Source organism: Ectopseudomonas oleovorans (assembly GCF_003052605.1).
Lineage (GTDB): Bacteria > Pseudomonadota > Gammaproteobacteria > Pseudomonadales > Pseudomonadaceae > Aquipseudomonas > Aquipseudomonas oleovorans_A.
In genome coordinates, this window is the sequence record NZ_QASO01000063.1 from 25722 (window position 1) to 44414 (window position 18693).

Consider the following 18693-nt stretch of genomic DNA (forward strand, 5'->3'; position numbering starts at 1 on the left):
CCATCCATCAGGAACCCTTTGCATGAATATCGAACTGATTAACCAGCTCGGCGACGAGCTCTACCAGGCCATGCTGAGCCGCGAAACCGTGGCGCCGCTGACCAGCCGCTACGATCTCTCGATCGACGACGCCTACCAGATTTCCCTGCGCATGCTAGAGCGACGCCTGGCCGCCGGCGAGCGGATCATCGGCAAGAAGATCGGCCTGACCAGCAAGGCCGTGCAGACCATGCTCGGCGTCAACCAGCCGGACTTCGGCTACCTGACCGACGCCATGGTGTTCAGCAGCGGCGCGGTGATGCCGATCAGCGAGCGGCTGATCCAGCCCAAGGCCGAGGGCGAGATCGCCTTCATCCTCAAGAAGGACTTGATGGGCCCCGGCATCACCAACGCCGACGTGCTGGCCGCCACCGAGTGCGTGATCCCCTGCTTCGAGGTGGTCGATTCGCGCATCCAGGACTGGAAGATCAAGATCCAGGACACCGTGGCCGACAACGCCTCCTGCGGCCTGTTCATCCTCGGCGACCAGGCCGTCTCCCCGCGCCAGGTCGACCTGGTCACCTGCGGCATGGTGGTGGAGAAGAACGGCCAGCAGATCAGCACCGGCGCCGGCGCCGCGGCGCTGGGCTCGCCGGTCAACTGCGTGGCCTGGCTGGCCAACACCCTCGGCCACTTCGGCATCGGCCTGAAGGCCGGCGAAGTGATCCTCTCCGGCTCGCTGGTGCCGCTGGAGCCGGTCAAGGCCGGCGACTGCATGCGCGTCGACATCGGCGGTATCGGCAGCGCCAGCGTGCGCTTCGTTTGACCGGGAGCCTGAACATGAGCAAGAAACTCAAAGTCGCCATCATCGGCTCCGGCAACATCGGCACCGACCTGATGATCAAGATCCTGCGTAACGGCAAGAACCTGGAAATGGGCGCCATGGTCGGCATCGACCCGGCCTCCGACGGCTTGGCTCGCGCCGCCCGGATGGGCGTGGCCACCACTCACGAGGGCGTGGAAGGCCTGACCCGCATGGAGGTGTTCAAGGACATCGACTTCGTCTTCGACGCCACCAGTGCCGGCGCGCACGTCAAGAACGACGCCTTCCTGCGCAGTCTCAAGCCGAACATCCGCCTGATCGACCTGACCCCGGCGGCCATCGGCCCGTACTGCGTGCCGGTGGTCAACCTGGAAGACAACCTCGCCGCGACCAACGTCAACATGGTCACCTGCGGCGGCCAGGCCACCATCCCGATGGTCACCGCGGTCTCCCGCGTGGCCAAGGTGCACTACGCCGAGATCGTCGCCTCGATCGCGTCGAAATCCGCCGGCCCGGGCACCCGCGCCAACATCGACGAGTTCACCGAGACCACTTCGAAAGCCATCGAGGTGATCGGCGGCGCCGCCAAGGGCAAGGCGATCATCGTCATGAACCCGGCCGAGCCGCCGCTGATCATGCGCGACACCGTGTTCGTGCTCTCCGAGGCGGTCGAACAGGCGAAAGTGGAAGCTTCCGTCGAGGAAATGGCCCAGGCCGTGCAGGCCTACGTGCCGGGCTACCGCCTCAAGCAGAAGGTGCAGTTCGACGTGATCCCGGCAGACCAGCCGCTGACCATTCCCGGCCACGGTACCTTCTCCGGGCTGAAGACCTCGGTGTTCCTCGAAGTCGAAGGCGCCGCCCACTACCTGCCGGCCTACGCCGGCAACCTCGACATCATGACCTCCGCCGCGCTGGCTACCGCCGAGCGCATGGCGCTGTCGATTCTGAACAACGCCATGATCAACGGCTGAGGAGCACTGCCATGACCTTCGACCCGAGCAAGAAGCTGTACATCTCCGACGTGACCCTGCGCGACGGCAGCCACGCGGTGCGCCACCAGTACTCGATCCAGAACGTGCAGGACATCGCCCGTGCCCTGGACGAGGCGAAAGTGGACTCCATCGAAGTCACCCACGGCGACGGCCTGCAGGGTTCCTCGTTCAACTATGGCTTCGGCGCCCACACCGACCTGGAGTGGATCGAGGCCGCGGCCGACGTGATCCAGCACGCGCGGATCACCGTGCTGCTGCTGCCCGGCATCGGCACGGTCCATGATCTGAAGGCCGCCTACGACGCCGGTGCACGTTCGGTGCGCATCGCCACCCACTGCACCGAAGCGGACGTCTCCAAGCAGCACATCGAGTACGCCCGTTCGCTGGGCATGGACACCGTCGGCTTCCTGATGATGAGCCACATGATCCCCGCCGAGCAGCTGGCCGCGCAGGGCAAGCTGATGGAAAGCTACGGCGCCCAGTGCATCTACATGGCCGACTCCGGCGGCGCGATGAACATGCAGGACATCCGTGACCGCATGCGCGCCTTCAAGGCGGTACTGAACTCGCAGACCCAGACCGGCATGCACGCCCACCACAACCTCAGCCTCGGCGTGGCCAACTCCATCGCCGCGGTGGAAGAGGGTTGCGACCGCATCGACGCCTCCCTGGCCGGCATGGGCGCCGGCGCCGGCAACGCGCCGCTGGAAGTGTTCATCGCCGCCGCCGAGCGCATGGGCTGGAACCACGGCACCGACCTCTACCGCCTGATGGACGCCGCCGACGACCTGGTGCGCCCGCTGCAGGATCGCCCGGTGCGCGTCGACCGTGAAACCCTCGGCCTCGGCTACGCCGGCGTCTACTCGAGCTTCCTGCGCCACGCCGAAGTGGCCGCGGCGAAGTACGGTCTGAAGACCCTCGACATCCTCGTCGAGCTGGGCAAGCGCCGCATGGTCGGCGGCCAGGAAGACATGATCATTGATGTGGCGCTGGACCTGCTGGCCGCCCGTAAGGAGCACAACTGATGAACCGCACCCTGACCCGCGAGCAGGTGCTGGCCCTGGCCGAGCACGTCGAAAACGCCGAACTGCATGTCCACGACATCAGCAAGGTGACCAACGATTTCCCGCAGATGACCTTCGCCGACGCCTACGACATCCAGTGGGAAATCCGTCGCCGCAAGGAGGCCCGCGGCAACAAGACCGTCGGCCTGAAGATGGGTCTGACCTCCTGGGCGAAGATGGCGCAGATGGGCGTGGAGACGCCGATCTACGGCTTCCTCTCCGACTACTTCAGCGTGCCGGATGGCGGCACCATCGACTGCTCCAAGCTGATCCACCCGAAGATCGAGGCGGAAATCTCCGTGGTCACCAAGGCGCCGCTGCGTGGCCCGGGCTGCCACATCGGCGACGTGATCGCCGCGGTCGACTACGTGATCCCGACCGTGGAAGTGATCGACTCGCGCTACGAGAACTTCAAGTTCGACCTGATCAGCGTGGTGGCCGACAACGCCTCCTCGACCCGCTACATCACCGGCGGCCAGATGGCCAACCTCGAGGACGTCGACCTGCGCACCCTCGGCGTGGTGATGGAGAAGAACGGCGAGGTGGTGGAAGTCGGCGCCGGCGCCGCGGTGCTCGGCCACCCGCTGTCCAGCGTGGCCATGCTGGCCAACCTGCTGGCCGAGCGCGGTGAGCACATCCCCGCCGGCACCTTCATCATGACCGGCGGTATCACCGCCGCGGTGTCGGTGGAGCCGGGCGACAACGTCACCGTGCGCTATCAGGGTCTGGGCAGCGTTTCCGCCCGCTTCGTCTGAGTCACCCTTTTTGCCCCGGCCATCGGCCGGGGCCTTCTTTGCGAGGAGGTTTGCCATGCCGATTGCCCATGTCCACATCATGGAAGGCCGCAGCGACGAGCAAAAGGAAGCGATGATCCGCGAGGTCAGCGAAGCGCTGGCGCGCACCCTCGACTCGCCGCTCGACCGCGTGCGCGTACTGATCACCGAGGTGCCGAAAAGCCACTGGGGCATCGGTGGCGAGCCGGTGAGCAAGGTGCGCCGATAACTGTGACGGTTATCTGAAGGGGGCGGTTGCTGCACTCTCTGATCGATAGGAGCAGGGGACGTAGTAGGGCTTTTATAGAGTGACGTTCATTCTGCCGTCGACTTGGTAACTTGAGTAAAGCGCGAGTTGCTGACTTGGGGCGATTCAGTGAGCAGGAGCCGGTAGATATGGTCTGTTTAGCGTTTGATGTCGCACGCTCCGGCTACTACGCTCACCGTGCCCGGCGGCATCACGTCGATGCGCGCCGTGTGGCCCTGCGCAGCCGGATCAACCAGCTGTTCAACGAGAGCCGTGGCGCTGCGGGCTGGATGATTGGAGTTAGTCACTCTGTAAGCGTTAGGGCATCACGCCTCGTGGTGACGCGCCGTTTCAAATTTACAGATTAAGCGACGCGAGAGTTTCAATTTTAGCTTCCAACTCGGACAGGATAGGGGTGATCTAGGGCAGATTGTTTCAAATTCAGTCATTCGCAAGCGAGTCTTTAGCGTGATGTCTTTGCTGGGATCTCGCAGACCTGCTCAAATTTTCAGCATGCCTCTGCCTCATCGACGGTCGCAGTCGAATAAATCAGCACTTCCTTAGCTGCCAGCCCCCAATGAATGTAGGAGATCAGGGCTGAATAGTTTCAAATTCAAGCATTCGCAAGCTTTGGAACTAAAAACTCTGCTATGACGCTTTCTGCGATTTCAACCTTTTACTTCCGTGTATAACAAAAAAAATACTTCCGAGGACTGGGAGCTTGGCAATCAATGCGGGAGCCTGGGTGCAATCATTGATTTGCCCCCCCGTAATTTCAAACTCGATGGGCAGTCCATGAGCATCAACTGCCAGGTGAATCTTGCTGGTATTGCCAGCTCGACTTTTTCCTATGGCCTCATCGTTGCCACTGGCAGCGCCTGCACTGTGTTGGTGAGCCTTGGCATAGCTGCCATCAATGAACACTCATTCCATGTCGGGCTGCGCCACAAGCGCCTTGAAAACCTTGAGCCATTTTCCAGTTGCGGACCACGCATTGAAGCGTTTATAGACCTTATTCCAGTTCCCGAACGCTTCGGGTAGATCTCTCCAGGGGCATCCCGTGCGCATGCGGTACAGCATGCCCTCCACCGTCATTCGTCGATCACGCTTGTTGTAGATGGCCTTGCTCAGCAGAATTTCCCGCAGCTTCGACCAATGCTTATCACTGAGCAATAATCGGGGCATTGTAAGCTCGTATCGATGATGGGCTAGAGCTTCAGCGATACGAGTTTTCTCTTACATATCAACTGGTTAGCGCAAAACGGCAACAGCCCCTAGGCAAAAGAACTCCCACAGGCCCTTGCAGGTCCATGTGTGGCAGTGGGAGCTCTTGAGGGGGGGGGCAGCGTTTAAGACGTGCGCGGTGTGTCGTTACTCGACGACGGCAGCGCGACTTTAGGCGGCCTGCTCACGGTGCAACTCGCCTAGCAACCAGGACACCGCCACGCCGATCACCAGCGCCCAGAACGGCGCGCTGATACCGAACAGGCTGAACTTGCTCATGGCCACCGCCAGGGCGACAAATGCACCGATCTGGCAACCGGTGTCTTTGTGGAAGGCCTGCTGCAACGCGCTGAGCAAGACGCCGATCATCGCCAGGCCGGCGACCACCAGGATCAACTCACGCGGCAAGGCGAGGATGAACGGCACGGCGATACCGGCGAATACGCCAAACAGGGCGAACAGCACGCCATTGACCAGGGTCGCCCCGTAACGTTGACGCGGATCGTCGCCGGCCTGCTCGGAACTGCAGATCGCCGTCATCGGCCCGGCGATATTGGCGTTGTGCCCGCCCAACAGCCCGGCCAGCATGCCGCCCACGCCGCTCACCACGGTCATCGCATTGACCGGAGGCTTGTAGCCCTCGACCATCAGCACACCGGTGGCCTGGGCATTCTCGGCACCGATTACCAGCGCCGCCAGCGGCACCGATATGGCAAAGAAGGTCTCCAGGGTGAACATGGGCGTGGTGAAAGCCGGCATGACGAAGGCGATATCCACATCCGCCGGTTTCAGCAGGCCCAGAGCCAAGGCCGCGGCGAAGCCCACCACCCCGGCAGCCAGCACCGGCGGCACCGCCTTGAAGAAGCGCATGACCAGGAAGAAGGTCAGCGCCGCCAGACCGGCCATCAGCGGAGCGCTGCCGACCGCTTCTACCGCACCGACGCCGAAGCGAATCATCGCCCCGGCGATCATCGCCATGACGATGGGCATCGGCAGCCAGCGCATCAACTTGCCGATCACCCCGCTCAAGCCGAGCAACAAGACCAGCGCGCCGCTCATGATGAAAGCGCCGACCGCCTGGCGAAAATCCAGACCGGCAAGTGCCGCGATCATGATCGCCGCGCCAGGAATAGAATAAGCGCCGCAGATCGGCTGACGGTAGCGCAGCGCCATGCCGATGCTGATCAGTCCGCCGAGCACGTAGATGGCGAATAGCCAGGCAACCGTCTGGGCATTGCTCAATTGGCCGGCTTCGGCGGCGCTGATGACGATCAGCGCCGGCCCGGAACAGCCGAACAGCGCGGCTACTACCCCGGCGCTGACCGACTTGAGGTTGATTGCCTCTCGGATTGAGTAGCCCGATGAGGCGTCGGAAGGTGGTGCAATATCAGTGTTCGCTTTTTTGCTAAGCATGACCCGTTCTCCGCGATTGTTGTTGTAATGCGGTACAGCCGTTGTCTGCCGAGGCCTGCCGCAGGCAAGCCCCGGAGGGAAGGTTACTCGCCGCGAAATACCGCCGGCCGCTTGCTGTGGAACGCCTCGACGCCTTCCTTGAAGTCATGCGAGCTGCGCAGGCGGCTGTAGCAATGGCCTTCCATCTCGATGGCCACGCTCAGCGGCGCGTCTTCGTTGTCGTTGATCAAGCGCTTGGCCGTGCGCTGGGCCAGCGGCGAGAAGCGCCGCAGTTCATCGACCAGCGCGTCTACCGTGCTTTCCAGCTCGGCGTCCGCCACGCACTCGGTGGCGATGCCCCACTCGTAGGCCTGTTCGCCGCTGATGCGCTTGGCGCGCATGACCATGTGCTTGGTGCGGGCCACGCCGATGATCTTCTGCAGGCGCGCCGAACCACCGGAGCCGGGGATCTGCCCGAGATTCTGCTCGGGCAATGCGTAGCGAGTGGTCTCCGAGGCGATGCGGAAATCGCAGGCCAGCGACAGCTCGAAACCGACGCCGAAGGTGTAGCCACGGTTGGCGGCAATCACCGGCTTCTCGCAGCGCACCGGCGCGGCGACGTTCCAGGCCAGCTTGGAGACGTGCTCCGGCGAGGCCTCGAGGAAGCCCTTGATGTCGCCGCCGCTGGAGAAGTGCTCGCCCACCGCGCGCAGCACGATGACGCGCACCTGCGGATGAGCGTCAAGCGCTTCGAAGACTTGGCGCAGCTGGTCGCGCTGGCCCATGGAGATGACGTTCAGCGGCGGGCGGTTGAGGATGATGTCGGCGCGTTCACGGGCCGCATCGACCTCGACCTGGAAGCCGTCGAATAGGGTTTCGAGAAATTGCTGGATCGCTTGCAGTTGCATGATGGATGTCCTCGGGATAGTGAGCAGTCAGCCTTTTTGGGCCTGTTCCTGGTGCTGGGCCAGCAAGACGCGGCGCAGCACCTTGCCAACGGGGGATTTGGGAATTTCGTCGATGAACTGGTAACGCCGCGGCCGCTTGAACTTGGCCAGGCCGGAGGTGATGCAGTAGGCATCCAGTTCGCTTTCGCTGACCTCGGCACGCAGCTTGATGAAGGCGGCGATGATCTTGCCCCACTGCTCGTCCGGCAAACCGACCACCACCACTTCCTCGACGGCGGGGTGCAGTGAGAGCACGTTCTCGATCTCCACTGGGCTGATGTTCTCGCCGCCGGTGATGATCAGGTCGTCCACCCGCCCGGTGACAAACAGGTCGCCGTCCTCATCGAAATAGCCGGTGTCACCGGTGAAATACCAGCCTTCGCGCAACGCCTTGGCCGTGGCTTCGGGGCGGTTCAGGTAGCCTTCGAACGCCTCGTCGCTGGCCAGGTCGGCGACGATCTGACCTTCTTCCATGGGCTTGACTTGCACCTGTGCCGATTCGGCGTCGATCGGCACCACCCGCACCCGTTGGTTTAGCGCGCTACGCCCCGAGGAGCCAGGTTTGCGGCTGGCCTGCTGATCGATGGTGAAGGTATAGATCTCCGAGCTGCCGTAGTGGTTGACGAACAACTGCGGCTGGAACGCCTGTTCGACGCGGCGCATCAGCCCGTCGCTCATGGGCGCGCCGGCGAAGCCGATTTTCTCCACGCTGGCGACCCGTTCGCGGGCGAAGGCCGGGTGCTCGATAAGCATGTGATAGAGGGTCGGCACCAAGTACAGGTTGCTGGCCTGTTCCCGCTCGATAGCCTCCAGGGTGGCCTCGACGTCGAACTTCGGCACGCAGACGAAATGCCCGTCGATCAGCGCCATGGCCAGCAGCGAACGCACGCCCATGGTGTGGTACAGCGGCATCACGCCGAGGGTGCACTCGCCGTGGCGATAGAGGTTCTGCGCCACATGGGCGACCGCCGCGGCGCGTTCCGCGCGGTGCCGGCGCGGCACGCCCTTGGGCTTGCTGGTGGTGCCGGAGGTATAGAGCAGCAGGGAGAAATCCTCGGGCGTGGCGCGCAGGATGGTCGCCGTCGGCGCCTTTGCGCACAGCTCGGCGAAGCTCAGGTCGCCGTCCGCGGCGCGCTGACCCGCGGCGATCCGCGGCAGATTGAGCGCGGCCGTGCAGGCAGCGACCGCGGCCACGGTGGCGTCGTCGTAGGCCACTGCGCGGATCTGCGCATCCTCGATGCAGTAGGCCAACTCCTCGGCAGTCGAGCGCCAGTTCAGCGGGGTCATGACGATGCCGGCGAACTGGCAGGCCCAATGCAGGGTCGCCATCTGCCAGCGGTTCTGCATGGCCACCAGCAGGCGATCACCCCTGCCCAGCCCGAGTGACTCGAGGCCGTGGGCAGCACACTGGATATCGGCGAACCACTGTTCGTAGGTTTTTTTCACTGTGCCGTCGCTGACCGCAGTGGCCAGCGGGCGGCGTTCCGTGGCAGCGAGGAAGCTGCGTCCGAGATCGAACATTATTGTTGTACCTCTTCGTTCGTTTGGCGTTGGGCAGCCACTTCCAGCACTGCCTGGACAATGCCGGTGTAACCGGTACAGCGGCACAGGTGCCCAGAAAGCATGTCGCGCACTTCGGCCTCGCTCGGGTCGGGCTGCCGCTCGAGGAAATCCACGCAGGACATGAGGATGCCCGCAGTGCAGAAACCGCACTGCAGGGCGTGATGACGGCGGAACGCCTGTTGCAGGTCGCTCAGCGTGTCGTCGTCGGCCAGCGATTCGACTGTCTCGATGCGCCGCTCGTGGGCCTGCACGGCGAGCATCAGGCAGGAACGCACGGCGACGCCGTCCACCAGCACCGTGCAGGCGCCGCAGACGCCGTGTTCGCAGCCGACATGGACGCCGGTGGCGCCGAGGTCGTGGCGCAGGAAATCGCACAACTGGGTACGCGGCTCGGCCAGGCCTTCGCGCGAGCGGCCATTGAGCTCGAGACGGACGGGAAAACGTTGTTCGGCGGTTGCACGCATGTTCAGACTCCTTCGATGAGCCGGTGACCCAGCTCGCGAATCAGTTGCCGGCGGTAGGCCGCGCTGGCGTGTACATCGTCCTGGGCGTCGAGCGACCAGGCGGTTTCGTTGAGCGCGTCGGCCAGCGCCGCGCCGCGCGGCAGGCTGCGCATCACCGGGCGGTCGGCGACCCCGCCGACGCCCAGGCGCACCTCGTCGGTGCCGACACAGGCGGCCAGCGAGACGATGGCGAAGTCGCCGTGGCGCATGGCGATTTCCCGGAAGCGGTAGCTGATGCCCTCGCGTTTGAGCGGGAAGCGCACCTCGACGAGCAGTTCGTCGGCGCGTTTGTCGGTGGTGAGGATGCCCTGGAAGAACTCGGCGGCCTTGACCACGCGCTTGCCCTTCTTCGATTCCAGGACGATCTCGCCGCCCAAGGTCACCAGGCACAGCGGCAGCTCGGCGCTGGGGTCGGCGTGGGCCACCGAACCGCACACGGTGCCGCGGTTGCGGGTCTGGAAGTGGCCGATCCAGGGCATCGCCAGGGCCAGCAGCGGCACCTCGTCGACCAGCGTCGGCCGCGCCAGCAGTTGCGCCTGGCGCACCGCCGCGCCAACCGCCAGGCAATCCTGGCGCAGCTCGATATAGTCCAGGTCGGCGACCTGGTTGATGTCGATCAGCAGCTTGGGCTGGGCCAGGCGCATGTTCAGCACCGCCATCAGCGACTGCCCGCCGGCAATGATGCGCGCATCCGCGCCATACTCGGCGAGCAGATCGAGCACCTGGCGGCGGCTCTCGGCGCGGACGTAATCGAAGGCAGCCGGTTTCATTGCGCACCTCCCTTGCCGAACAGCCTGGCGAACAGCGCACGCAGACGGCTCCACCAGCCAGCGGCGCTCGCCTGGCCACTGACCCGCTGCGACAGGCGGGTGAAAATCTGCCCGATGATCACTTTCGAGGCCCCTTGCATCATGCGGCTGCCGACCGCGGCGACCTTGCCGCTGACGACGACCTGGTATTGGTATTCCAGGCGCGTGTGACCGTTCTCCAAGGCGACGAAACGCACCCTGGCGTGGCCCTCGGCCGAGCCCATGGAACTGGTGCCGGAGCCGGACAGGCGTAACGAATGCGGTGGGTCCAATTCGCTCAGGGCGACCTTGGCCTCGAAGCGCGCGCGGATCATGCCGACGCCAACGGTGACGTCCGCGCGGTAGCGATTCTCGCCCTGCAGTTCGAGGGAATGGCAGCCGGGGATGATCGCCGCCAGGGTGGCCGGGTCGAGCAGGGTGTCGAACACCTGCTGTGGTGGCGCCGGGATCACCACCGCATCGTTGGCGCGCAGGGCCGAACCACCGGCCGGCTCTGCGGCGAAAGCGTCGTCCTGCTGCATGCCGGCCGGCCGCGGCGGCTCGTCGATGCCGATCATGCTGCGCACCTTCGAGGGGGTCAGCGGCAGGCGGATGTCGGCGCGGCCGAGGGCATCGGCGACGGCGTTGGCGATGCATACCGGCGTGCTCATGTTGTTGCCCTCGCCGACGCCCTTGGCCCCCAGGGGGGTGAACGGCGACGGTGTTTCCAGATGCAGGATCACCGGCTCGAGCACTTCCGGTGCAGTGGGCACCAGGTAGTCGGCGAAGGTTCCAGAGAGGAAGCTGCCGTCCTCGCCATAGGCGAACTCTTCCATCAGCGCCGCGCCAAGCCCCTGGGTAAAGCCGCCGCGGATCTGCCCGTCGACCAGCGCGGGATTGAGCAGGCGGCCGGCATCGTGGCAGGTCACGTAGCGGTCGATGTGAATCGCGCCGGTGACGCGGTCGATCTCCAGGCCACAGATGTCGAAGACGAAGCCGTAGCACAGCGAGCTGTTGATGAGATCGCCGTCGTCTGGCGCCATGAGCTGCGGCGGGCTCCAGAATGCGGTCTCGCGCAGGCCGCCCGGTTCGCCTTGCGGGAGCAGGCCAGGCGTCCAGTGGGTGGCGCCGGCGATGCGGTGAAAAGGTGCGGAAGGACCGCCGTTGGCGACGAAGATCTTGCCGCCTCCGAAGCGGATGTCCTCCGGTTTGGCTTGCAGTTGCGCGGCGGCGATCGCGGCGAGGCGATCGCGCACCTTCAGCGCGGCCTGGTAGACCACCCCGGCCACCGCGCCGGCGAAGCGGCTGGAATAGTTGCCCGAGGCGATCGACCAGGCATCCTTCTGGGTGTCCAGTTCGACGTTGACCACGATCGATTCCAGCGCCACGCCGAGCACATCGGCGACTATCTGCGCCACCGCGGTCTGGTGCCCCTGGCCCTGGGGCGTCGAGGAGACGTGCACGCTGACGTCGCCGAGCGGGCCGACGTTGATGGTCGCCGTGCTCACCGCACCGTTCTTCGGCCCGGCCTTGCGCCGTTCCTCGGGCGTCATCGCGGTGGTGATGTAGCCCATGTTGGAGATCGACGGTTCGATCACCGCGGCATAGCCGATGCCGTACAGCCGGCCTTCGCCGCGCGCCTGGTCGCGGCGGCGCAACAACTCGTCGAGACCGCCGTCCTTGACCGCCAAATCGATGCCGGCCTGGTAATTGCCGGAATCCAGCAGAGCGCCGGCCGCGGCACGGTAGGGGAAGGCGTCGGCCGGTACCAGGTTGCGGCGGATCACCTCCAGCGGATCGAGATCCAGCTGCACGGCGATATGCTGCAACAGACGCTCCAGGGCGAAGTACACCTGCGGGCCGCCGAAGCCTCGGTTGAGGCCGGTGGGGGTCTTGTTGGTCAGCACCACGCGGTTGCGCACCAGCAGATTACGAATCGCATAGGCCCCCGTGAGGTTGCCGTGCATGCGGTAGAAGGTGGCCGGCTCCGGTGCGCGCAGGTAGGCGCCGCAGTCGTCGATCTGGTCATAACGCAGGGCGGTGATGCGACCGTCGGCCTGCACCGCCGCCTCGATTTCGGTGACCCGATTGGTCGCGGAGGACGCGCCTTGCAGATGCTCGAGGCGGTCTTCGACCCATTTCACAGGGGCTCCGACCTTGCGTGCCGCCAGTCCCATCATCACCACGTAGGGGAACACGCCCTGTTTGATCCCGAAGCTGCCGCCGGAGTCTTTCGGCGTGCGCAGACGCAGGCGGTTGCTCGGCACGTTGAGCGCGCGGGCCATCACCGTGTGCAGCGCATAGGGGCCCTGGAAGTTGGCCAGCACGTCGTAGATGCCGGTGGCGCGTTCATACTGGGCAAGCACCACGTAGCATTCGATGGGGGTGCAGGAGCTGCGCGGAAAACTCACCTTCAGCGCTACCCGGTGCGGCGCCTGCGCGAAGGCTTGTTCCGGTTCGCCGTAGCGGAAATGCCGCTCGTTGACCACGTTGCTGCCGACTGCCTCATGCAGCACCGGCGCCTGTTCGGTGGTGGCGGCCTCCGGGTCGATGATCGGCGGCAGCGGCTCATAGTCGACACGTACGCCTTCCAGGGCGTCTTCGGCCAGGTAACGGCTCTCGGCGATCACGACCGCCACCGGCTCGCCGACGTAGCGCACCTTGTCCACGGCGATGCACCAATGCTCCATCGGCTGGCGCACGCCGACCGGGAATGGCAGGGCCCAACGCTTGACGTCCTCACCGATGAGTACGCCGTGTACGCCTTTCATCAGCAGCGCTTTGGAGAAGTCCACGGCAGTGATGCGCGCATGGGGATGGGGTGAACGGACAATGGCAGCGTGCAGGGTACCGGGCGGGGTGGCAGCATCGTCGGCATAGCAGCCCAGGCCACGCAGCAATGCAGCATCCTCGACACGGGTCTGACGAGCGCCGATATAGCCGCTGTGCTGGGTAACGGGGTCAGGCTGATATAGGTTCATCACTACTTCTCGCGTTTATTGTTGTGCGCGATTGACTCGTAGAGAAGAGTATGGATCCCAGCCAGCCGGCCGCCTTGCCCGGGCCTATGAATATCTGCCCGTACGTCAGTTGGCTTGCCTTTTAGTCTGATGCGGTGAAGACGGCGGCGTTTTTCCGGACGCGCTTTGGTCTGGGCAATGCCGCTTGGGCTGACTCGGTAAGTTGTCGAGCGTTCATCTGGATCACCTTGCTGTCCACCAGGATGGCGGACAGGTTCACAAGGGGCAGTTCTGCTTGCTACAGGCGCTGGACAGCTGCACGTAGGCGAGGACTTTCACTGCGCCTGTGCCGTTGCAAGAGGTCATCTTCGCGGTGACCACCGCGCACTGCGGGCTGGCGGGGACGTCGATGGCAATCACCTAGGCGATATTCAGCGGCAAGCCGCAGCGATACGGGGGTGTTTGCGGTGTTCTCCTCGTGGGCCCGCTGACGGCCTGGCCGTCAGCGTTCGCCCCTGGGTGTCAGACGATGGTCAAGGTGACGTCGATGTTGCCGCGTGTGGCGTTGGAGTAGGGGCAGACGATGTGCGCGCGATCCACCAGGGTCTGCGCCGCTTCGCGATCCAGGCCCGGCAGGCTGATGCGCAGCTCCACTTCGATGCCGAAGCCGGTGGGGATCGGACCGATGCCCACGGTGCCTTCGATAAAGGTGTCGGCCGGGATGCTCAGCTTGTCGCGGGCGGCGACGAACTTCAGGGCGCCGAGGAAGCAGGCCGAATAGCCGGCGGCGAACAGTTGTTCCGGGTTGGTGCCCTTGCCGCCGGCGCCGCCGAGTTCCTTCGGCGTGGTCAGGACTATGTCCAGTACACCGTCGGAGGAGACGGCGCGGCCTTCACGGCCGCCGAAGGCTTCAGCGGTAGCACGGTAGAGAACGTTTTCGATGGTCATGGCGGTATTCCTCTTCAGATGCGATGGGGTGCGTAGGGATGCGTCGCTCAGCCTTCGGGGTACAGGCCCTTGCCGTTCTGGCTGGCTTGACCATTGTCGGCCAGAACCGGGGCAGACAGGATCAGCGTGGCGGTCAGTGCGATCAGGGTTTTCATCGGTTTCTCCAGGGCTTTGGTGGGTAGCGGGTGGAGACGACTGCGGAGTCTCCGTGGAAAGTTTAGCGCCAATTGTTAGTGCGCAAGTTATTTCCATGGAGCGAACTGTGCCTCGAATATATTTTGTGCGCAATATAATTTTATGAGTTTTTCGCTATAACCCTGGAAGTTCAGAGCATAAGCAGGCGTAACGGGGCATAGAGGCGCTGGAAGCGAACGGGTGGCGTGCTGACTAGTGGCCGCCCAACCGCTTCCAGGCGCGATCGGGCGGTCTGAGCGCTTGGCTTACAGCGTTTGCTGCAGGTGGCTGCGCAGCTCCACCAGCTCTTCTTTGAGCGAGGCGAGCTGCTCCAGGCTCAGGCCGGAGGCCTTGAGGATGCAGGCCGGCAGTGCCTTGGCCTGCTCGTGCAGGGCGCGACCCTTGTCGGTCAGGTACAGCTGTACCACGCGTTCGTCCTGGCTGCTGCGCTGGCGCTGCAGCAGGCCTTCGCTCTCCAGGCGCTTGAGCAGAGGCGTCAACGAGCCCGGATCGGTCAGCATGCGTGCGCTGATCTCACTGACGGTGATGCCCTCGTTTTCCCACAGCACCAGCATGGCCAGATATTGCGGATAGGTGAGACCAAGCGCCTGCAGCAGCGGCTTGTAGGTCTTGGTCATCATCAGCGAGGTGGAATAGAGGGCGAAGCACAGCTGGTTGTCCAGCATCAGCTCGGCGCAGGGTTCCACTTGGGAGGTCATGGCATTGGCCTGTGCAAAGGTGGTTGGCGTTGTCGGCAATTGAGCGCAGGGCAACCCGCACTCTATTGTGATTTCAGCCGCAGGATACGCGGGTGATCACGCGCTGATCATCGACATTGAGGTTAAGGCGTTGACCATTGTATTCCAAGGTCACCACGCTGTCGGGTGTGAGTATACGAGCTGTGCTGGCTCCGGCTTGCTGACGTGCCTGCTCGAGCAGTTCGGGCGTCGCGGTCTTGCCTTTGAGGTGCTCGACGGCGGACGAGGTGCAGCTGTCCGGAGTCGGGCCACTGGGTGCGGCAGCGGAGGTCGGTTTCTCGGCGGTGCTGCTGCAGCCGGCTGCGAGCAGGGTGGCGCCCAGGATGAGGCAGAGACGAGTTTTGAAATTCAATGCATGAGCTCCTTGGGTTACTGCGCGCCTTCCAGGCGCGCCAGACGTTCTTCGAGGGCGGCGATGCGCGTTTCCAGTTCGACCAGTCGATCTTCGTTAGGTGCCGCAGCCTCCTCACGAGCAGCAGGGCGGCTGGTCAGCAAGCTTTCCATATCTGCAGATTCGCCCAGCAGATGCATGTAGCGATCCTCGCGCTGACCACTCTGGCGTGGTAGCAAAAGCGCCAGACCGCGACCGATCAGACGCTCCAACTGATGCTGGACCTCGGCGACATCGTCGAAATCGTGCATGCGATTGCTGCGCGTGAGCAGCTCATTGAGCGTCTGCGGGCCACGCAACAGCAGCAGACCGAGCAATACCGTCTGCGGCTTGACCAACTCCAACTGCTTGTCGCAACGCTGTTCCCAGCGGTCGGCACGGCTGCCCATCACCAGGTGCACCAGCTTGCGACCTTCGAGGCTGCGCAGATAGCGCCCGACTTCACCGGTTTCCAGGTTCATCAGCGGTTCGCGGCTGGTCTTCTGGTTACAGGCCAGTTGCACGGCATTGAGCGTCAGCGGGTAGGTTTCCGGTGTGGTCAGCTGCTTTTCGATCAGGCAGCCGAGGATGCGCACCTCGACGGCGTGCAGCGGGGTTTCACCAACCAGCGGGGATGGGGTGTGCGACATGGATCGATCCTGGCAGGAAGAACGCGCCTAGGTTAACGGCATCCGCGCTCAGCTGACAGGCTTCAATGTGTGTTCGAGCATGTCCAGGCTGGCGCCGAGCACCTGCTGGCGCGATTCCTGGCTGGCCATCATGCGCGCCAGCAGTAGGCTGCCCAGGCATTGCGCGAGAATCGTCCAGGCCAGTTGCGGGTCGCCGATGATCTCGGCCCAGGTGTTCTGTAGTTGCAGGATCTGTTGCTCGGTGCGCAAGCGTACGCCTTCATCGGCACGGGCGATCTCCGCGCCCAGGGCCGGCAGTACGCAGCCTTTGTCCGGTTGCTCGACATGCGCCAGGCTGAGATAGGCCGTCAGGCAGCGTTTCAGTTTGTCGCGTCCGGCAACACCCGCTTCGCCGCCGAGTCGGCTCAGGCTATTGCGCAGCTCGCGCTCGATCAGTTCGGCGAACAGGTCGTTCTTGCTCGGGAAGTGGCTGTAGAACGCCGCGCCGGTCAGGCCGATGGTTTTCATCAGTGCATCCACCCCGGTCACGGCAAAACCTTGCTGCTTGGCAATCGCGCCGCTGCTGGCGAGCAGGCGCTCGCGGGTTTCGGCCTTGTGTTCGGCGGAATAACGCATGGATGGCTCCGTTCTATGCTGGGTTGACCTGCCCGAGATAGTATCATAACGTTCGTTAAGCTAACGATCGTTAGTTAACAGGGGAAGCCATGAACGAGAACAAGAAAGTCGCTTTGATCATCGGCGCGGGTGATGCCACCGGCGGCGCCATTGCCCGGCGTTTTGCCCGCGAGGGATATGTCGCCTGCGTGACCCGGCGCAACCTCGAAAAACTGCAACCGCTGTTGGCAGAAATCCGCAGTGAGGGTGGCGAAGCACATGGTTTTGCCTCCGATGCGCGACGTGAGGAGCAGGTGGCTGAACTGGTTGAGCGCATCGAGCGAGATATCGGTTCGATCGAGGTGATGGTCTTCAATATCGGTGCTAACGTGCCCTGCAGCATTCTGGAAGAAACGCCACGCAAGTACTTCAAAATCTGGGAAATGGCTTGTTTCTCCGGTTTTCTTACCAGCCAGGCAGTGGCCAAGCGCATGGTCACGCGCGGGCGTGGCAGCATCTTGTTTACCGGTGCCACCGCAGGCTTGCGGGGGGCTGCCGGTTTTGCCGCCTTTGCCGGAGCCAAGCATGGTATCCGCGCGCTGGCGCAGAGCATGGCGCGAGAGCTCGGGCCGTTGAATATCCATGTCGCCCATATCGTGGTCGACGGAGCCATCGATACGGCCTTCATCCGTGATAACTGGCCGGAGACATATGCGCTGAAAGACCAGGATGGCATTCTCGATCCCGAACATATCGCCGACAGTTACTGGTTTCTGCACAGCCAGCCGCGTGATGCCTGGACCTTCGAGCTGGATCTGCGTCCGTGGATGGAGCGCTGGTAATCTGCGCTGAACCCATAATCACAATAACGAGCGAGTGAAGCTGATGAGCAAGACGGTGGAGTTCTTCTTCGATCTGGGCAGCCCGGCGTCCTACCTGGCCCATACCCAGTTGCCTGATCTGTGCCGCGAAACCGGAGCAACGCTGGTCTATCGGCCGATGCTGCTCGGCGGCGTGTTCCAGGCCACCGGCAACGCCTCGCCAGCGATGATTCCGGCCAAGGGGCGCTACATGATTCGCGACCTGGCGCGTTTTGCCGAGCGCTATGGCGTGCCGATGCGCTTCAACCCGCATTTCCCGATCAATACCCTGACGCTGATGCGCTTGCTGGTGGCGCTACAGTTGTATCAGGCGGAGCGCTTCGACGATGCTTTGCAGGCGCTATTCCGGGCGATCTGGGTCGACGGGGTGAACATGGGTGATCCGGCCAGGGTGGCAGGCGTGCTGGTTGCCGCTGGTTTCGATGCAGCCGCCCTGCAGGCGCAAGCCGCTGAACCGGCAGTGAAGGACACGCTCAAGGCGACTACCGAGGAGGCGGTCAAACGCGGCGTATTTGGCGCGCCGACCTGTTTTGTTGGCGGTGAGATGTTCTTCGGTCAGGATCGCCTGGATTTCGTTCGCGAAGCGCTTCGCGGCTAGGTGCTTTTCGTCCAGGGCCTGATGCCTGGCACAATGGACGGCTCATTTTCCGGCTATTCGAGTAACCGATGAACCCCGAAGCGCTGAAGCTCCTGGTGACCCGCCGCATGCCTTACGGCAAGTACAAGGATCGACTGATCGCCGATCTGCCGGGCCACTACCTCAACTGGTTCGCCCGCACGGGTTTTCCCAAGGGCGAGCTGGGTCAGTTGCTCGCGCTGATGCAGGAGATCGATCACAACGGCCTCAAACCGTTGCTCGATCCGTTGCGCGACCGTTCGTAGCCCAATGAGATGGACTCCTCCCTCCTACGGCGTCATTGCGCCAGACTGAAGGTTGTAAAACAAACAATCCCGGAGGGGGAGCCCGCATGAAACTTAAACGCATAGGCGTGGATTTGGTAAAGCAGGTTTTTCAAGTTCATGGTGTCGACAGCCATGAGCAGGTCAAATGCCGCAAGCAACT

At 63.6% G+C, this 18693-nt stretch carries 20 protein-coding genes and 2 pseudogenes; 10 read left to right on the top strand and 12 right to left on the bottom strand.

Annotated features, from left to right (window positions below; all coding sequences use genetic code 11):
• The first annotated feature begins 22 nt into the window (after window positions 1-22).
• From dmpE to DBO86_RS26655, 6 genes and pseudogenes are all read left to right on the top strand, one after another.
• Window positions 23-805, top strand: coding sequence for a 2-oxopent-4-enoate hydratase (gene dmpE / locus DBO86_RS10880; protein WP_108233664.1), 783 nt, complete (start codon window positions 23-25; stop codon window positions 803-805).
• Window positions 806-819: 14 nt separating this feature from the next.
• A complete protein-coding gene (locus DBO86_RS10885) occupies window positions 820-1773 on the top strand; it encodes an acetaldehyde dehydrogenase (acetylating) (protein ID WP_108233665.1) in 954 nt (317 codons plus the stop codon).
• 11 nt (window positions 1774-1784) lie between these two features.
• On the top strand, window positions 1785-2819 hold the full coding sequence (dmpG, locus tag DBO86_RS10890; RefSeq protein ID WP_108233666.1) for a 4-hydroxy-2-oxovalerate aldolase: 1035 nt from the start codon (window positions 1785-1787) through the stop codon (window positions 2817-2819).
• A complete protein-coding gene (gene dmpH / locus DBO86_RS10895) occupies window positions 2819-3613 on the top strand; it encodes a 2-oxo-3-hexenedioate decarboxylase (RefSeq protein ID WP_108233667.1) in 795 nt (264 codons plus the stop codon). The genes dmpG and dmpH overlap by 1 nt, the downstream gene beginning before the upstream one ends.
• A gap of 10 nt (window positions 3614-3623) precedes the next feature.
• Window positions 3624-3860 (top strand): 4-oxalocrotonate tautomerase, encoded by a 237-nt coding sequence (locus tag DBO86_RS10900; protein WP_279630266.1) that lies wholly within the window; start codon window positions 3624-3626, stop codon window positions 3858-3860.
• Between the two features lie 134 nt (window positions 3861-3994).
• Window positions 3995-4165, top strand: a pseudogene (locus DBO86_RS26655) (IS3 family transposase); the annotation flags it as partial.
• Between the two features lie 427 nt (window positions 4166-4592).
• Here the strand turns inward: DBO86_RS26655 and DBO86_RS10905 are convergent.
• From DBO86_RS10905 to DBO86_RS10960, 12 genes and pseudogenes are all read right to left on the bottom strand, one after another.
• Window positions 4593-5063 (bottom strand): annotated as a pseudogene (locus DBO86_RS10905) (IS5 family transposase); the annotation flags it as partial.
• A gap of 210 nt (window positions 5064-5273) precedes the next feature.
• Window positions 5274-6515: a benzoate/H(+) symporter BenE family transporter gene (locus DBO86_RS10910; RefSeq protein ID WP_108233669.1), complete on the bottom strand. Its 1242-nt coding sequence runs from the start codon at window positions 6513-6515 to the stop codon at window positions 5274-5276.
• Window positions 6516-6598: 83 nt separating this feature from the next.
• Window positions 6599-7402: an enoyl-CoA hydratase/isomerase family protein gene (locus DBO86_RS10915; protein ID WP_108233670.1), complete on the bottom strand. Its 804-nt coding sequence runs from the start codon at window positions 7400-7402 to the stop codon at window positions 6599-6601.
• A 27-nt stretch (window positions 7403-7429) separates the two neighbouring features.
• Entirely contained in the window at window positions 7430-8962 is a 1533-nt protein-coding gene (locus DBO86_RS10920; RefSeq protein WP_108233671.1) for an AMP-binding protein, read from the bottom strand.
• Entirely contained in the window at window positions 8962-9468 is a 507-nt protein-coding gene (locus DBO86_RS10925; RefSeq protein WP_003461286.1) for a (2Fe-2S)-binding protein, read from the bottom strand. The genes DBO86_RS10920 and DBO86_RS10925 overlap by 1 nt, the downstream gene beginning before the upstream one ends.
• Window positions 9469-9470: 2 nt before the next feature.
• Window positions 9471-10277 carry an FAD binding domain-containing protein gene (locus tag DBO86_RS10930; protein WP_108233672.1) on the bottom strand — a complete coding sequence of 269 codons (807 nt, stop codon included), beginning with the start codon at window positions 10275-10277 and terminating at the stop codon, window positions 9471-9473.
• Window positions 10274-13276 carry a xanthine dehydrogenase family protein molybdopterin-binding subunit gene (locus DBO86_RS10935; RefSeq protein WP_108233673.1) on the bottom strand — a complete coding sequence of 1001 codons (3003 nt, stop codon included), beginning with the start codon at window positions 13274-13276 and terminating at the stop codon, window positions 10274-10276. Before DBO86_RS10935 ends, DBO86_RS10930 begins: the two co-directional genes overlap by 4 nt.
• A 501-nt stretch (window positions 13277-13777) precedes the next feature.
• The gene (locus DBO86_RS10940; RefSeq protein ID WP_108233674.1) at window positions 13778-14203 is read right to left on the bottom strand and encodes an organic hydroperoxide resistance protein; all 426 of its coding nucleotides are present in this window, start codon (window positions 14201-14203) and stop codon (window positions 13778-13780) included.
• Window positions 14204-14643: 440 nt separating this feature from the next.
• Window positions 14644-15096 carry a MarR family winged helix-turn-helix transcriptional regulator gene (locus DBO86_RS10945; RefSeq protein ID WP_003461296.1) on the bottom strand — a complete coding sequence of 151 codons (453 nt, stop codon included), beginning with the start codon at window positions 15094-15096 and terminating at the stop codon, window positions 14644-14646.
• Between the two features lie 73 nt (window positions 15097-15169).
• Window positions 15170-15487, bottom strand: a complete 318-nt coding sequence (locus tag DBO86_RS10950) for an I78 family peptidase inhibitor (RefSeq protein ID WP_003461298.1) — start codon at window positions 15485-15487, stop codon at window positions 15170-15172.
• Between the two features lie 17 nt (window positions 15488-15504).
• Window positions 15505-16155, bottom strand: coding sequence for a YceH family protein (locus DBO86_RS10955; RefSeq protein ID WP_074860630.1), 651 nt, complete (start codon window positions 16153-16155; stop codon window positions 15505-15507).
• Between the two features lie 48 nt (window positions 16156-16203).
• Window positions 16204-16770 carry a TetR/AcrR family transcriptional regulator gene (locus DBO86_RS10960; RefSeq protein ID WP_108233675.1) on the bottom strand — a complete coding sequence of 189 codons (567 nt, stop codon included), beginning with the start codon at window positions 16768-16770 and terminating at the stop codon, window positions 16204-16206.
• Window positions 16771-16859: 89 nt separating this feature from the next.
• Between DBO86_RS10960 and DBO86_RS10965 the strand changes: the two genes are divergently transcribed.
• The 4 genes from DBO86_RS10965 to DBO86_RS26660 form a co-directional block, all read left to right on the top strand.
• On the top strand, window positions 16860-17591 hold the full coding sequence (locus DBO86_RS10965; RefSeq protein WP_108233676.1) for an SDR family oxidoreductase: 732 nt from the start codon (window positions 16860-16862) through the stop codon (window positions 17589-17591).
• 43 nt (window positions 17592-17634) lie between these two features.
• The gene (locus DBO86_RS10970; RefSeq protein WP_108233677.1) at window positions 17635-18228 is read left to right on the top strand and encodes a 2-hydroxychromene-2-carboxylate isomerase; all 594 of its coding nucleotides are present in this window, start codon (window positions 17635-17637) and stop codon (window positions 18226-18228) included.
• 68 nt (window positions 18229-18296) lie between these two features.
• On the top strand, window positions 18297-18512 hold the full coding sequence (locus DBO86_RS10975; RefSeq protein WP_003243834.1) for a DUF3820 family protein: 216 nt from the start codon (window positions 18297-18299) through the stop codon (window positions 18510-18512).
• An 86-nt stretch (window positions 18513-18598) separates the two neighbouring features.
• Window positions 18599-18693, top strand: a 95-nt coding sequence (locus DBO86_RS26660; RefSeq protein WP_244185539.1) for a hypothetical protein, incomplete at its 3' end; no start/stop codon positions are given.

What these genes read in the sequence shown, in the direction of transcription:
- DBO86_RS10930 (WP_108233672.1), bottom strand. Translation starts at nt 10,277, where the DNA reads ATGAAACCGGCTGCCTTCGATTACGTCCGCGCCGAGAGCCGCCGCCAG.
- DBO86_RS10885 (WP_108233665.1), top strand. Translation starts at nt 820, where the DNA reads ATGAGCAAGAAACTCAAAGTCGCCATCATCGGCTCCGGCAACATCGGC.
- DBO86_RS10925 (WP_003461286.1), bottom strand. Translation starts at nt 9,468, where the DNA reads ATGCGTGCAACCGCCGAACAACGTTTTCCCGTCCGTCTCGAGCTCAAT.
- DBO86_RS10975 (WP_003243834.1), top strand. Translation starts at nt 18,297, where the DNA reads ATGAACCCCGAAGCGCTGAAGCTCCTGGTGACCCGCCGCATGCCTTAC.
- DBO86_RS10955 (WP_074860630.1), bottom strand. Translation starts at nt 16,155, where the DNA reads ATGTCGCACACCCCATCCCCGCTGGTTGGTGAAACCCCGCTGCACGCC.
- DBO86_RS10910 (WP_108233669.1), bottom strand. Translation starts at nt 6,515, where the DNA reads ATGCTTAGCAAAAAAGCGAACACTGATATTGCACCACCTTCCGACGCC.
- DBO86_RS10915 (WP_108233670.1), bottom strand. Translation starts at nt 7,402, where the DNA reads ATGCAACTGCAAGCGATCCAGCAATTTCTCGAAACCCTATTCGACGGC.
- dmpE (WP_108233664.1), top strand. Translation starts at nt 23, where the DNA reads ATGAATATCGAACTGATTAACCAGCTCGGCGACGAGCTCTACCAGGCC.
- DBO86_RS10965 (WP_108233676.1), top strand. Translation starts at nt 16,860, where the DNA reads ATGAACGAGAACAAGAAAGTCGCTTTGATCATCGGCGCGGGTGATGCC.
- dmpG (WP_108233666.1), top strand. Translation starts at nt 1,785, where the DNA reads ATGACCTTCGACCCGAGCAAGAAGCTGTACATCTCCGACGTGACCCTG.
- DBO86_RS10970 (WP_108233677.1), top strand. Translation starts at nt 17,635, where the DNA reads ATGAGCAAGACGGTGGAGTTCTTCTTCGATCTGGGCAGCCCGGCGTCC.
- DBO86_RS10920 (WP_108233671.1), bottom strand. Translation starts at nt 8,962, where the DNA reads ATGTTCGATCTCGGACGCAGCTTCCTCGCTGCCACGGAACGCCGCCCG.
- dmpH (WP_108233667.1), top strand. Translation starts at nt 2,819, where the DNA reads ATGAACCGCACCCTGACCCGCGAGCAGGTGCTGGCCCTGGCCGAGCAC.
- DBO86_RS10960 (WP_108233675.1), bottom strand. Translation starts at nt 16,770, where the DNA reads ATGCGTTATTCCGCCGAACACAAGGCCGAAACCCGCGAGCGCCTGCTC.
- DBO86_RS10945 (WP_003461296.1), bottom strand. Translation starts at nt 15,096, where the DNA reads ATGACCTCCCAAGTGGAACCCTGCGCCGAGCTGATGCTGGACAACCAG.
- DBO86_RS10935 (WP_108233673.1), bottom strand. Translation starts at nt 13,276, where the DNA reads ATGAACCTATATCAGCCTGACCCCGTTACCCAGCACAGCGGCTATATC.
- DBO86_RS10940 (WP_108233674.1), bottom strand. Translation starts at nt 14,203, where the DNA reads ATGACCATCGAAAACGTTCTCTACCGTGCTACCGCTGAAGCCTTCGGC.